Genomic DNA, 13,686 nt, shown 5'->3' with positions numbered 1-13,686 from the left:
GTTCTTTATTGGAGTGAGGTCATGAAAGTCGAACGTCTGGCGATTCCGGAAGTCATTCTGGTGACCCCTCCCCGGTTTTCGGACAGCCGCGGCTTTTTTTCGGAAACGTACAACGCCCAACGCATGGGAGATGCTGGAATCGACCTTCCGTTTGTGCAGGACAACCAGAGCTTGTCCCGCCAGAAAGGCGTCGTGCGCGGACTTCATTGCCAACTCGCCCCGCATGCCCAGGGCAAGCTCGTTCGTTGCACGAAGGGCGCGATATGGGATGTCGCGGTCGATGCGCGCACCGGATCGCCGACTTACGGCAAGTGGGTAGCGGCGGAGCTGTCAGAAGAGAACTGGTCCCAACTCTGGATTCCACCGGGCTTTCTGCATGGCTTCTGTACGCTCGTCGAGGATAGTGAGGTGCAGTACAAATGCACGGCGCTCTACGCGAAGGACTGTGAGAGGGCCGTGATCTGGAACAGCGCAGAGTTGGGCATAGAGTGGCCGATCAAGGCCGAAGAGGCCGTGCTGTCTGACAAGGATGTCGTCGCTCCTGAATTTTCTGCGGCCAAGGGATGGTTCCACTACTCATGAGTATCGTCATGGATCCTTCGCGTCCCATTCTCGTCACCGGCGGCGTCGGTCAGCTTGCGACCTCGCTTTCGAATCTCGGTGGGCATCGCGTCCACAGGGTCGGGCGCCCCGATTTTGATTTTGAGCGCCCTGAGACGATCGAGGCCACCCTCGATGTGGTCAAGCCTGCCGCGGTGGTCAATGCGGCGGCCTGGACGGCGGTGGATCTTGCCGAGACCGAGGTCTCCGGGGCGGAGGCAGCCAATCGTGACGGCCCGGCTCTGCTGGCTGCGGCCTGCGCGGCGCGTGGCCTGCCTTTCATTCATGTTTCCACGGACTACGTGTTTTCGGGCGACAAGGGCTCGCCCTATCTGGAAACGGACCCTGTTAGCCCTGCTACCGTTTACGGTCGGACGAAGGCCGAAGGCGAGGAATTGGTGATGCAGGCGGATCCGCAGGCCATCATTCTGCGGACGTCATGGGTTTACTCTGCGCACGGCAAGAACTTCGTTCGCACTATGATCAATGCGGGAGCCAAGAACCCCGCTCTGAAAGTTGTAGGCGATCAGCGTGGAAATCCCACGAGTTCTGATGATCTTGCTGCGGCGATTTTGCAGATTCTGACGCTGATCGAGCGTGACGGCTGGAGAGACGACTATGCGGGCGTGTACCACGCCTGCGGCACGGGCGAGGCGACATGGCACCAACTGGCTGTGTTCGCGCTTCAGGAAGCGTCCTCGCACGGACAGGCTATGCCGGAAGTGGCCGCAATCGCGACCAGTGATTGGCCTACTCCGGCAAAACGCCCCGCCGACTCCCGTATGGATAACAGCAAGCTGGTCAGTGTTTTTGGCGTTTCGATGCCGGATTGGCGCGCGAGCGTGTCCGAAGTCGTCACAACGCTTTTCTCCCGGCCCACAGGCTGACGGCCGGCGTGGGGGACGGTATGGGAGAGGCCGTATCGTCCGTTAATAAAGCGGCATGGAAGCCCAGAGTAGTCCAGGTGACACGTGATCCCCGGAGCATACATGTCGCCATCCTCCTGTCGCTCTATAACGGCGAAGCTTTTCTGAACCGGCAACTCGACTCGTTCATCGAGCAGACGCACGGGGACTGGACGCTATACTGGCGCGACGACGGGTCTACTGACTCATCGCGCGCGATCATGCTGTCTTTTCAAACGAACCGCGGCGCTGGTCGCTGCGTGGAGATCGATGTCGGCTCCAGCGAGCGGTTGGGCGTTACGGAATCATACGTGCGTCTGCTCGAGGCGGCCCCCGCGGGAAGCGTCATAGCGTTTGCGGATCAGGACGACGTCTGGCTGCCGGAAAAGGTGGCGCGTGGGGTGGATGGGCTGTCGCGCGCGTCGGACGATGCTCCGGGGCTTTATTGCGCGCGTCAGATACTCACAGACCGGGCTTTGAAAGAAATCGCGTTGTCGCCCTTCATTCCACCGCCGGTTGGCGTGTTGACTGCGCTGGCGCAGAACATCGCAACCGGATGCACGGTGATGATGAATGATCGGGCTCGTCGGTTGCTCACGGAAATGCAGCCTGCGCCGCCGTTCATTATGCATGACTGGTGGGCGTATCTGGTGGTCACAGCCGCAGGCGGCACGGTTGAGATCGATCAGAGTCCGGTCGTTTTATACCGTCAACACGGTCAGAATGCCGTAGGCGCGCCGTCTTCCTGGTGGCGCCGCGCCTGCGCGGCTATCCGGCGCGGCCCCGGAGCGTTCATGGATATCTTTCGCTCCAACCTTTCGTATCTGCTGGAGCATCGGAGGTTTCTGGACCCGCATGTTGTGGCGATCCTGGCTGCCGTGCAGAACGGGTTGGGCGGCGGGAAACTGACGCGCCTGCGGCTACTCCGTCGGTTTCCGCACCTCACAAGGGCGTCGTTCAGCGAGCGGGTGCTGTTTCGCCTCTGGTTCGTCATCGGGTAGTCGAGGCTGGAACATTCTGTTTCGTATGGCGGCAAGGGGTGTGAGCGCTTGCAGCTATGGCGCTTCGTCCGGCGATGGGGTTGGTTTGGAGAGGATGAGGAGCGCGTTGTGGTTCCCTCTACGCTTATCTCAGTTTGGAGCTTCTCCGCCGAGCGTCGACTCAATGGAAAAGTTCTGGGTGGTTAATTTTTGGGGCAACGTCACTCGTTCAAACAATTTCGTCTGAACGGGGTCTGCTCCCACCAGCGCGATGCCGACGTTTTTTTGACGCGTGGCTGACGATCGCGCGTCATGACTGGAGAATGAGCATGTTTTTGGCTCACAAGGCGGGACAGCCCGCGAGAGTAGTCGCGAACGAGGAAGATGCGCGGGACGCCGATTGGCTCGACCTCGTGGATCCCACTCCAGCCGAACACGCTCTGGCGTCCCGCATCGCTGGCGTCGCCATCCCGGAGAGAGGCAATCTGGAAGAAATCGAGAGCTCGTCGCGGTTATTTACCCGCGATGAGGCTGTTTACATGTCGACGCCGCTTGTGCGGCGAACCGACATCGAATTCTATTCGTCGCCAATAGGGTTCGTTCTTCTTAAAAATATACTGGTTACAATAAGGTTTCTCGATTACGCGTCGTTCGACGTTGTCGCTCGTCAGGTGTCGGGCTCGTCCAGAAAGCCTGCCGGGGACGAATTGATGGTGATGCTCATGGAGGCGATCGTCGATCGGCTCGCTGACGCTCTGGAGCATGTGACGCAGTCGCTCAGTCGCCTGTCGCGTGACGTCTTCACCGGAAAACGTCCGCGAGCCGGGCGGATGGCGGCATGGCAGCGGGAGATTTTGCGACGTGTCGGTCATTCGGAGGATTTGTCGTCACTTATTCGCGACAGTCTGATGGGTTTGGACCGTATAGCGATCTTCATCAGTGAGAGCGCCAAGGATGTCTTGTCCGACCCGTTGAAAACGCGGATGGCCACGGTAAATCGCGATATCAGTTCGTTGAATGACTTCGTCGCCCAGTTGGCGAACAAGGTGCAGTTTCTCCTCGATGCGGCTCTGGGGTTCATCAGCATCGAACAGAATGATGGCATGAAAGTTCTGACAGTCGTAAGCTTTACCGGTGTCGCTCCGACGCTTGTCGCCGGTGTGTACGGTATGAACTTCAAGGATATCCCGGAGCTTCAGTGGAGCTTTGGTTACTGGTACGCGTTGGGGCTGATGGCGGCGTCGATCATCGTACCCTTGTTGTGGTTCTGGAGGCGTGGATGGCTGGGAGGAGTCAGGTGATGGCGTTTGGTCGTCTTGCGGGAAGATGCCGCCCGGTAGCGGCTTTAATTTTTTCCGTATGCGTGTTTGGAGCTGTGGCTCCGGCCGCGCGCGCGGCGGAGAGCGTCTCGGACGCGCAGCGCGTCGTTGATCGGATGGGAGCGGAGCCTTGGCGTTACGGCGGCGCCTCGCCAGATGGGCGCGCGCGGATCGTCGTGGGATTGCGGCGCGACGGGGAGGACGGCGTCGCGGGCGAGTATGCGGTGCTGGATCGCAGGCTGCGTCCTCTGGCCTATGGGAACGTTACGGGATCGTTTGAGATGCCGTCGGCCGCGGGGCTGTCCGTCAGCTGCCGTATGGTTGTGACGCTGCCTGATCGTGTACTGACGCTTTCTGGAACCTGTGCTCCACGGAGTCTTTCCGGGTCAATCGAAGTGAGCCGAACGCCAAAACTGCTTACGCAGCAGGTGCAAAATTTTGTCTCTCCTGATATGTCGGTGGCGCAGTACTGGTTAACTGCTCGTGGGTTTCAGGAAGCATTTTCTTTGTCACGAGGCCTGTAATTTTCTACAAGATACGCGTTACCGCTGCCGACGTGAGGATTTCGTCACGCTCGCCGCAAATTCGAGACCGACAAATTCGAATTGCAAGTGAGAATTTTTTCTTGACATGATGTCGATGTGCGACTACCGACAGCGCCACCGCTGACGGGGCCTCCGTCAAGCGCGTTCCTCCATCAAGACCCCGCTTTCCAAGGGGGCGCGCCGAATGCGCGCCGTCCGGCCTGTATCGTATTGATATTGGGCAATGGGCGCCTTGATCCTCCCAAGTTTCTGCTTGCCACATCAAGGCGCGGCGCAAATGCATCTTTCTGAACTTAAGGCCAAGACACCGGCCGACCTGCTCTCTTATGCCGAGAGCCAGAACATCGAGAACGCGTCCTCGCTGCGCAAGCAGGAGTTGATGTTCGCGATTCTCAAAGCTCTGGCCGACAATGATCAGGCGATCTACGGCGAAGGCACGCTCGAAATCCTTCCTGACGGTTTCGGCTATCTACGTTCGCCCGAAGCGAACTACCTGCCGGGACCTGACGATATCTACATCTCCCCCGTGCAGGTGCGGCGCTTCGGTCTGCGAACCGGCGACACGGTTGAAGGGCAGATCCGCGCTCCGCGTGACGGCGAGCGTTATTTCTCGCTGCTCAAGGTCAACACGATCAATTTTGAGGCCCCCGATGCGATCCGCCATCGCATCAATTTCGACAATCTGACGCCGCTCTATCCTGAGCGTCGCTTGCAGATGGAGATCGAGGGGCAGACGCCGCCCGAGCCGGAAACTGGCGGAAAAGGCAAGAAGGGCCAGACGCGCGACTTCACGCCGCGCGTGATCGACCTCGTCTCTCCGATAGGCATGGGGCAGCGCGCGCTCATCGTGGCGCCGCCGCGCACCGGCAAGACGGTGATGCTCCAAAGCATCGCAGCGTCGATCTCGGCCAATCATCCTGAAGTATTCCTGATCGTTCTTCTGATCGACGAGCGTCCGGAAGAAGTCACCGACATGGCCCGCTCGGTGCGCGGCGAAGTCGTCGCCTCAACCTTCGATGAGCCCGCGACGCGCCACGTGCAGGTCACGGAGATGGTTCTCGAGAAGGCCAAGCGCCTCGTCGAGCACAAGCGCGATGTCGTGATCCTTCTCGACTCGATTACGCGTCTCGCCCGCGCCTACAACACCGTTGTTCCGTCATCAGGCAAGGTGCTGACCGGTGGTGTGGACGCCAACGCGCTGCAGCGCCCCAAGCGCTTCTTCGGCGCAGCGCGCAATATTGAGGAAGGCGGTTCATTGACCATCATCGCCACCGCGCTGATCGACACGGGTTCGCGCATGGACGAGGTGATTTTCGAAGAGTTCAAAGGCACCGGCAACTCGGAGCTCATTCTCGACCGTAAGCTCGCCGACAAGCGCACGTTCCCGGCGATCGACATCACCAAGAGCGGCACGCGTAAGGAAGAACTCCTTGTCGATCGTGCCACCTTGTCGAAGATGTGGGTCCTCCGCCGTATCCTTGCTCCGATGGGTACAATGGACGCGATGGACTTCCTTCTCGATAAACTCAAATACAGCAAGTCGAACAACGATTTCTTCGAGGCGATGAATAACTGATCGAACTGGTCGGACGTTTTTTAAGCCGGGCTTTGCCCGGCTTTTTTTATGATGAATAACGTCGACGCGCGTGGATCTGGTTACATGGCAGGCGATGCTCCGCTTTTTGCCTTTAAATGGCGAGATGCTGGAGCGAAATGTGTTGTTCGATTCAGGTTGTTAAGATTGACGAGAGAAGATCAATCGGAAGCCTTGAGTTCATCACGAATGGGGGCGTGATTGAGCAACGCCGCCAGGATCGTCCCGCCAACAGTGTTGCCGAGCAATGTCGGGATCATAAAACGGAAGAAATAATCAGTAATGCTCGCGTGACCAGACGCGACGCCGAAGAATGCTTCGGCAGAGCCGGCAATGATGTGTGGCGTCCCCAGGAGAGCCACCAGAGTCGTCAATAAGACAATGATAAAAGGCTTGGCTACGCCCGCTGCGGGCAGCAGCCATACCATCAGTCCGATAATCCACCCCGCGATCAAGGCTAATCCAAAGGTGTGACCGAAGCTGTGCGCCATGGTTGATTGCGAGAGTTCCAGCATGGCGGCGCGCGTAGCATCAGGAAACAGACTTGTGCGGGCGGCCGCCCAGCCCCAGAGCAGTGTAGGCACAAGATTGGCTGCGAGGACGGCTGCCCACACACGCAAAGTCTGTTGCGTCAGGGCCAGGCTGCGCTGGCCAAGCAACGGGATCAACGCAGTCAGCGTGGTCTCTGTAAAGAGTTGCTGCTGACCTAAGATGACAATCAAAAACCCGATGCTATAGCCGAAGCTTGCGAGAAGAGGCGACCAGGAAGCCTGCGGAAGATGGCTTGATATTGTTGCTTCGGTAAGGAACGAAAAGCCGACGGAAAGGCCCGCAGCAAGGCCGGACCATACGAGTCCCGGTAATGTACGTTCGAGTTCTTCCATGCCCTGCGCATGGATAATTTCATGTATGACCAGCGGGCCAATTGGCGCACGCTGCTCCGCTTGCTTTTTTTCCCGCTCGTCGAGGGGCGGGGATTCGTAACCCCCGCCTTTCTCAGCGCTTGTAGATGCTTCGTTCTTGTTCATCGTCTCGCCTCAACGTCGTATCCGGTGTTTCGTTCCTTGAGGCGCAACCCCGATGCATAATTCGATTTTTGTGTGAAGAATTTCCCCGAGGAAATTTAAGGCGATTAAGTGGTCTATCGAAATCAGTTGTCGAACGTGCGCCTGGAATCGTTCGATCCTCGGCAGTGCATGACGTCGAAGAATTTGGTCGGGCGCTGGGATAAGTGTTTTCGTTGATGGGGCTTTAGAAGGGAACGACGCTAATTTTCGAACAAGATATTTCAAAGTAAATAAAATTCTGTACTTAAAATTTCCAAAAATAGAAATTATTTGCTGTGTGCTGTGGATAACAACGAAAACGCCGACGTTTCCGCACAAAATGCCAACGCCTTCTAATAGCCCAAGTCTTGGGCAGGGTACGACGCAGCCCTGAGAGCCTCCTGACTTTACTCAGACCCCAGATGGACCACGCCGCGCGCCGTCGCCAGCCGGGTCTGGCGTTCGCGTTCGGCATAGCGCTGGCGTTGGGCCTCGCTGCGCTCGTCATGGCATGACGGGCAACTGACGCCGTCTTGAAACAGCGGAGATTCCCTGTCGGCCGCGCTGATTGGCGCGCGGCAGGCGTGGCAGACGTCATAACTGCCGGGAGCAAGGCCGTGAGTGACGGTCACGCGCTGATCGAAGACGAAACATTCGCCGCGCCACAAACTTTCTTCCTCCGGCACGGTTTCCAGATATTTCAGGATGCCGCCCTTGAGGTGATACACCTCTTCGAGTCCTTCGGATTTTACAAACGCTGTCGCTTTTTCGCACCTGATCCCGCCAGTACAGAACATGGCGATCTTCGGGGTGCGGCCTTCCTCCATGAAAGCTGCGCGATTTTCCTGAAACCATGCAGGAAAATCGCGAAACGTTTGGATATTCGGGTCTATCGCGCCCTCGAACGTGCCGACCGCGACCTCGTAGTCGTTGCGCGTGTCGATCAGGATCGTGTCGGGGTCGCGGATCAGGGCGTTCCAGCCTGCAGGTTCTATATAATCGCCAGCGTCGGTCCGCGGGTCGAGGTCCGGCACGCCCATCGTTACGATTTCACGCTTGATCCGCACTTTCATGCGGAGAAACGGCATCGTGGCGGCGCGCGACTCTTTTACGTCGAGTTCGGCGCAGCCGGGCAGGGAACGGATAAAGGCGAGCACACTCTCGATGCCGTCGTCCGTGCCTGCGATGGTGCCGTTCACACCTTCGTGCGCCAACAGCAAAATGCCTTTTACGCCCTGCGAGCAGCAGAGCTTAGCAAGAGGCGCTTTCAGGGCTTCGCAATCCTCGAAGGGCGTGAAGCGGTACAGCGCCGCCACGCGCACCGGCAGAGGCGACGACGCGTCGATGGAGGGTTGCCGGGCGTTCATGACGTCTCCATCTCGGCGCGGTAGGCGTCCAGCACCGCGGTGGTGGGGCCGTCCATGCGGATGCGCCCGCTCTCCAGCCAGATAATGCGCGTGCACCACGTTTCCAGCACGTTCAGCGCGTGGGAGGTGATGACGAGGATATCCGCGCCCTCCACCACGGCGGAGAGGCGGTCTTTCGCCTTGTCCTGAAACTTCGCGTCTCCGGCCATGAACCATTCGTCCATCAGCAGGATGTTCGGCGCGATCGCCGTCGCCAACGCAAAACCCAGCCGGATGGCCATGCCGGAGGAATACAGCCTGACCGGAAGGTCGAGGAACTCGCCAAGCTGGGCGAACGCCTCGACGTCCTTCTCAAGCTGACGCAACTGCGCGGTGCGAAGGCCCTTGTGTCTCGCCTGCAGTTGGATGTTCTCGCGGCCGGTCAGCTCGCGGTTCATGCCTGAGTTTGTGTCGATCAACGTTTCGACCGAGCCCTTGACCGTCACCATGCCAGGCACAGCTTCGTAGATGCCGCCCAGTGCACGCAACAGCGTGGATTTGCCCGCGCCGTTATGGCCGATCAGGCCAATGCGCTCGCCGGGACGGATGGTGAAGGAGACGTCCACGAGCGCCCGCACGCGCACGACGCCCGTGTCGTTGGGATCGATTTCAACCTCGCCACCGGTACGGGCCGCCCGCGTTTTGGCGAGCGGCGCGCGGGCGCGCCGGAACAGCGTTTTCTTCAGTGATCGGGCGCCGCCGTGGAAGATCGGAAAATCGAGGGTGAGGTGGTTCACCCGGATCAGCGCCCCGTCTTGACGAGAGGCGGCGCCTCCGGCGCGTTCCAGCGATGCGTTCGGTGCTGCGGGGGGGCTCGCCTGAGGTTTCGATCCGGGAGCGTCGGGTCTCGTTACGTCAGGAGCTGAAGGATGCGAACTCATCAGATTGGATGTCATGGCTCAGATCCAGAACGCAAGACGCGAGCGCGAACGGGAAAACACGACAAGGCCTGCCGCCCACAACGTCATGCTGACGCCAAGAGCTGTCGCCCAGATTGTAAGAGACGGCGCCGAGCCGGTCAGCGGCGCGCGCACAATTTCCAGCAACGAATAGAACGGGTTGAAAATCAGCCAGCGGCCACGCGCGCCAAGCTGCTGAACGTTCCAGATGATCGGCGTGACGTAGAAAGCGATCTGAATGGCGCTGCTGATGATCTGCGGCACATCGCGAAAGCGGGCGCAGAGCGATCCGAGCAGTAAAGCGAAGGCGAAGGCGTTGAGCGCCCAGATCACGAGAGCCGGGAGGGCCAGCAAACCGACGACGCCGGGGAGCAGGCCGAAAATGGCGTAGACGCCGATCGGCACGACGATGTTGTAACTGAACGTCAATCCGCTGCGCACCAGCATACGGAGCGCCTGAAGCGAGAACGGCAGGCGCATCGAACGAATCGAATCCGCCGCGCGGGTGAAGCACCCGCAGGCGTCCTGCGTCACGCCAGCCACGCCCACCTGCCAGAGGATCATCGAGATCGACAGGTAAGGGAGGTAGTCGCGCAGGACGAGGTGAAAGAGGCGGCTGTATATGCCGCCCATAGCGCCCACCATGATCGCGCTGGACAACGTGAGCCAGAGCGGGCCGACGGATGAACCGCGAAACTGCAACTTGATGTCGAGCCAGCCCAGCGCGACGGCCAGACGCCACAGGCGCAGGCCCCGCCCGATATCCTCCAGCGCGATCAGGATGCGAGAGCGCCAGACCACGGGCTCCGCGTCTTCGTCATGGTCCGCTGCCGTCGTGAGGAGATCGCTGACGGCGAAATCCGCACGATCCGCGAGGGCCTGCGTCGCGTCATGCTCGTGCGTCAGGACGTCGGTGTGACCGTTGGGGACGTTCATGATCCGATCGCGTAGCCCATAAGCCACGACCGCGGCAACCACGAGTGCGTCTGGAGGGCGAGCCGCCGCCGCCATGCTCGCCGTGTCGCCATCATGGCGACACAATGCCTCGCCAACCTTCACAATGTCCGCTTCAGAATTACTTTTGCAGACAAAATGCGTGCATTCGAAAGATTTGGACGATATTGCTCTGTCTTGAAGTGAACTGAATCAGGCGACGACCGAATTGTTGACGGAACGAGCATATTCATGACCGACTTGCGTAAGGCGACCATGATCGCGTCGTTCTCTTCGGGTTCATCGCCAGCGCCGCAGTCCGACGCTTCTCCTCTGAACCGACGCGGTTTCGTCGGGACGGCGCGTGTCGCTGCGGCAACGGGGTTGCTCGCCCTGCTCTCCGCTTGCGCCGGGCAGGCGCCGTCAAACGAGATGACCGTTTCCGTAGCGCAGGAAGAAGCGCATTACCGCGCGCACGCCAAATCCTACTACGCGCCGCCTGGCCCGCCGGAAGACCCGTGGGGCCCGTACATTGTTGAGGCAGCCAAGCGGTTTGACGTGCCGGAGCAATGGATTCGCGCCGTGATGGATCGGGAGTCGGGCGGACGGCTCTATCACAACGGATCGCTGGTCACGTCTGCGCCGGGCGCCATGGGGCTGATGCAGCTCATGCCGCCGACCTATGACGAGATGAAAGAGGCCTACAATCTCGGGGACGATCCCTACGATCCGCATGACAGCATTCAGGCGGGCGCAGCCTATATCCGGGAGATGTATGACATCTATGGGTCGCCGGGGTTCTTGGCTGCGTACAACGCCGGGCCCGGGCGGCTCGAAGACTTCCTGTCACGCAACCGCACGCTGCCGCGCGAGACACGTAATTACGTATCGGCGATCGGCCGTCAGATCGCAGGCATAACCCCCAACAACCGCTCGCAGGCCGATCTTCTGGTCGCTAGCCACGAATCGTCGGCGAACGTCGCCTATGCCTCGGCGGCCATGCCTTCCGGTGAGGCGCAGGCTGTGCGTTCCGCCTGGGCGCATCGCGAAGAGAGCCAGAGCGACGGCAACGACAACGCCGATCAGCCCGTTCAGGTGGCGGAGGCTCCGGCTGACAACGCACCCGCCGCAGCGGCTCCAGCCTACACCCATGCGTGGACGCCAGTTTCGCGTAACCCGGATTCGCCGCAGGCAGTGAACGCCGTGTGGGCGGCTCGATTGAAAAATCAGGGCGCCGCCCCTGCCGCCGCCAGCGTGCAGGTTGCGTCCGCTGATGCCGCCTCGCCAGCCTCTACACCCGCCAGTGACACGCCCGCCGCGCCTGAACCTGCGCCACAAGCGGCTCCGGTCGTCGAACGGCCAAGCCGTCGTTTCCAGCTTGTCAGTCCGGCAATGGCCGAACCCGCGCCGCTGCTGTCCCGCTCCGCACGTTCGGCGGGATCGCGCGGAGCCGGAGCCGCGGTGGACGCCGATCGCAGCTGGGCCATTCAGGTCGGAGCGTTCTCGACCTCGGCGATGGCGGAACAGGCTGCGAGCCACGCGCGCAGCCACGCCAGCAGCCTGTCCGGCGCCCGTTCGCAGGTGGCGAGCGTCAAGGCGCCGCGTGGGCAGCTCTACCGCGCTCGTCTCGTGGGGTTAACGAGGGCCGATGCGCTTGCGGCCTGCCGCCGACTGGACGCCAGCTCCGGCAATTGCGTGGTGGTTTCCCCGGATTCCGCTCGGTAAAGCGGCGCCCAGTCGAACGAAAGCGTCCACGTGAGCGCGGATTCCAACGCGTTTGCGCCTTGAAGTTTTTCCGTAAACAGCTTTCAGAGAAGCCGTCCTGGAGGCGTCGTGCGTTTTGGCGAAAAGCTGACGCCACCTTTACCAGACATTGGTTATCAGGCGCTTGAGGCAGTTCAGGCGCGGCGCTGAGCTGAGCTGAGCTTAGGGCAGTTACTGCTTTCGTCCGATGCTGAACACTGACGTGCTTGCACAGTTGCTTCAGCCCTCCTCGCTGAGTCCTGTTCGGAAAACCGCAGCGAGGCGCCTTCGTCGCTGACGCCTTGACAGGATTTCCTCCGTCGCAAGGCACGATGCAGGCGTATTTCACCATGCCCAGACGCTGCTTGTGACGTTCGACGTCCCACTCGATCCCAATCACTCGGCCGTCCGTTGTGTAATCGGCGATAGCCCTGCCCAACCCCGCGAATCGAAAAGGCAAAGGGGACGAGCAATGTCTTCCGCCGCTTGTCGTTCACGTCTCACGGGAGCAAGGTTCCATGATCTTGATCGGTCAGGGCTTCACGGTCGGTCCCACCAACAAAGAAAGCGTTTCCATGCTCCGTCGCGCAGCTTCCGTTCTGCTCCCGCTGGCGCTCGCCGCGGGCTTTGTGTCCAACGCTCATGCCGCGTTGCCCGTCGGCCACGCAGCGCCTCCCATATCCCTGCAAGCCAGTCTGGGGGGGAAGGAGTTCAGCTTCTCTCTGGCCGAAGCGCTGAAGAAAGGGCCGGTGGTCGTGTATTTCTATCCGGCCGCGTTTACGCCGGGCTGCACCATCGAAGCGCATGACTTCGCCGATGCGATGGACGATTTCCATGCTCTTGGCGCGACTGTCATCGGCGTCTCGATGGACTCTATCGACAAGCTCGACAAATTCTCGGTTAGTGAATGCCGGAGCCGTTTTGCCGTCGCCGCCGATACGGATGGCGCCGTCGCAAGCGCATATGACGCAAAGATGGCGTTGAAAGCTCATGCGACGCGCACGTCCTACGTGATCGCACCGGATGGGCGCATCGTGATGAGCTATAGCGACAAGGCTCCAGACGAACACGTGACGCGTAGTCTCGCGGCGTTGCGGGCTTTGAAGGACGGCAAGGGCGGGTGAGAGCCGCTTCAGCCTGACGTCGATCCAGATGGATCGGCGTCGGCACTGCGGCGTAACCCCCAGTTGGTCTTGGTCCGCAGCCAGTCCAGCTCAACGACGAGAGCGAGGCGTCGCCCGGCGGGCGTATCCGAAGGCGGCTCCGCTTCGTCGCCTGCGATGAAACCCCATTTGACCAGATCGTCCCGAATCTTGGTCGTGTCATAGACGTAGCCGTTGGTGACGATCGCCTTCAGCCGGTGGACGATCTGCGCCAGCAAAAGCAGGTCGACCGCGTGCTTGTCGACGCAGATCTGGTGCTCGCGCAGCACGGCGGCCTCGGCGGCGAGGCGCGCTTCCCGTTCGGTGACCAGAGGCTGAATGTCGTAGCCGAACACTCTGTAGCGTTCGGGGTCGCCAGTTTCGACCCAACTTCGGGGGCCGGGGGCTTCGACCAGCCAGGCCATGGCCTGAAACCTGACGGTGAGGTCCGGGGCTGCGAAAAGCGCGGCGGACGGGGCGTTCTGGTTCCGGTCGGTCATCTTGCCTTGCGAATCCTCCGTCACGCGCCAGTTACGCCGCCACTCCCGCGTCGCGTCCTCACGATAGCGCCGCC

General features: G+C 60.5%; 13 protein-coding genes. 8 read left to right on the top strand and 5 right to left on the bottom strand.

Features of this window, described 5'->3' with window-relative positions; all coding sequences use genetic code 11:
- Nucleotides 1-21: 21 nt before the first annotated feature.
- From rfbC to rho, 6 genes are all read left to right on the top strand, one after another.
- Nucleotides 22-582 (top strand): dTDP-4-dehydrorhamnose 3,5-epimerase, encoded by a 561-nt coding sequence (gene rfbC, locus J2D73_RS02850; RefSeq protein ID WP_207879159.1) that lies wholly within the window; start codon nucleotides 22-24, stop codon nucleotides 580-582.
- A complete protein-coding gene (gene rfbD, locus J2D73_RS02845; protein WP_207879157.1) occupies nucleotides 579-1,487 on the top strand; it encodes a dTDP-4-dehydrorhamnose reductase in 909 nt (302 codons plus the stop codon). The genes rfbC and rfbD overlap by 4 nt, the downstream gene beginning before the upstream one ends.
- Nucleotides 1,488-1,564: 77 nt before the next feature.
- Nucleotides 1,565-2,506 (top strand): glycosyltransferase family 2 protein, encoded by a 942-nt coding sequence (locus J2D73_RS02840; protein ID WP_341535007.1) that lies wholly within the window; start codon nucleotides 1,565-1,567, stop codon nucleotides 2,504-2,506.
- 308 nt (nucleotides 2,507-2,814) lie between these two features.
- Nucleotides 2,815-3,786, top strand: coding sequence for a magnesium transporter CorA family protein (locus J2D73_RS02835; RefSeq protein ID WP_207879155.1), 972 nt, complete (start codon nucleotides 2,815-2,817; stop codon nucleotides 3,784-3,786).
- The gene (locus J2D73_RS02830) at nucleotides 3,765-4,328 is read left to right on the top strand and encodes a hypothetical protein (RefSeq protein ID WP_207879153.1); all 564 of its coding nucleotides are present in this window, start codon (nucleotides 3,765-3,767) and stop codon (nucleotides 4,326-4,328) included. Before J2D73_RS02835 ends, J2D73_RS02830 begins: the two co-directional genes overlap by 22 nt.
- A 298-nt stretch (nucleotides 4,329-4,626) precedes the next feature.
- Entirely contained in the window at nucleotides 4,627-5,925 is a 1,299-nt protein-coding gene (gene rho, locus J2D73_RS02825; protein ID WP_026397592.1) for a transcription termination factor Rho, read from the top strand.
- Between the two features lie 179 nt (nucleotides 5,926-6,104).
- Here the strand turns inward: rho and J2D73_RS02820 are convergent, their stop codons facing one another.
- From J2D73_RS02820 to J2D73_RS02805, 4 genes are all read right to left on the bottom strand, one after another.
- Nucleotides 6,105-6,971, bottom strand: coding sequence for a formate/nitrite transporter family protein (locus tag J2D73_RS02820; protein ID WP_207879151.1), 867 nt, complete (start codon nucleotides 6,969-6,971; stop codon nucleotides 6,105-6,107).
- 425 nt (nucleotides 6,972-7,396) lie between these two features.
- Complete coding sequence (trhO, locus tag J2D73_RS02815; RefSeq protein WP_207879150.1) at nucleotides 7,397-8,356, bottom strand: oxygen-dependent tRNA uridine(34) hydroxylase TrhO; 960 nt, start codon at nucleotides 8,354-8,356, stop codon at nucleotides 7,397-7,399.
- On the bottom strand, nucleotides 8,353-9,291 hold the full coding sequence (locus J2D73_RS02810; protein ID WP_243429577.1) for an ABC transporter ATP-binding protein: 939 nt from the start codon (nucleotides 9,289-9,291) through the stop codon (nucleotides 8,353-8,355). Before J2D73_RS02810 ends, trhO begins: the two co-directional genes overlap by 4 nt.
- Nucleotides 9,292-9,294: 3 nt before the next feature.
- A complete protein-coding gene (locus J2D73_RS02805; protein WP_341535006.1) occupies nucleotides 9,295-10,353 on the bottom strand; it encodes an ABC transporter permease in 1,059 nt (352 codons plus the stop codon).
- Nucleotides 10,354-10,479: 126 nt separating this feature from the next.
- On the opposite strand from J2D73_RS02805, the gene J2D73_RS02800 reads away from it, so the two are divergent.
- Nucleotides 10,480-11,952, top strand: coding sequence for a lytic transglycosylase domain-containing protein (locus tag J2D73_RS02800; protein WP_243429576.1), 1,473 nt, complete (start codon nucleotides 10,480-10,482; stop codon nucleotides 11,950-11,952).
- A gap of 593 nt (nucleotides 11,953-12,545) precedes the next feature.
- On the top strand, nucleotides 12,546-13,094 hold the full coding sequence (locus J2D73_RS02795) for a peroxiredoxin (RefSeq protein ID WP_207879251.1): 549 nt from the start codon (nucleotides 12,546-12,548) through the stop codon (nucleotides 13,092-13,094).
- 8 nt (nucleotides 13,095-13,102) lie between these two features.
- Here the strand turns inward: J2D73_RS02795 and J2D73_RS02790 are convergent, their stop codons facing one another.
- Nucleotides 13,103-13,636 carry a hypothetical protein gene (locus tag J2D73_RS02790; protein WP_207879148.1) on the bottom strand — a complete coding sequence of 178 codons (534 nt, stop codon included), beginning with the start codon at nucleotides 13,634-13,636 and terminating at the stop codon, nucleotides 13,103-13,105.
- Nucleotides 13,637-13,686: the final 50 nt, after the last annotated feature.

The sequence above is a fragment of the Acetobacter sacchari genome, from assembly GCF_017377715.1.
In the GTDB taxonomy this organism is placed as follows: domain Bacteria; phylum Pseudomonadota; class Alphaproteobacteria; order Acetobacterales; family Acetobacteraceae; genus Acetobacter; species Acetobacter sacchari.
The sequence above is the reverse complement of the archived record's forward strand: the minus strand, read 5'-3'. Positions and strand labels throughout refer to the sequence as shown.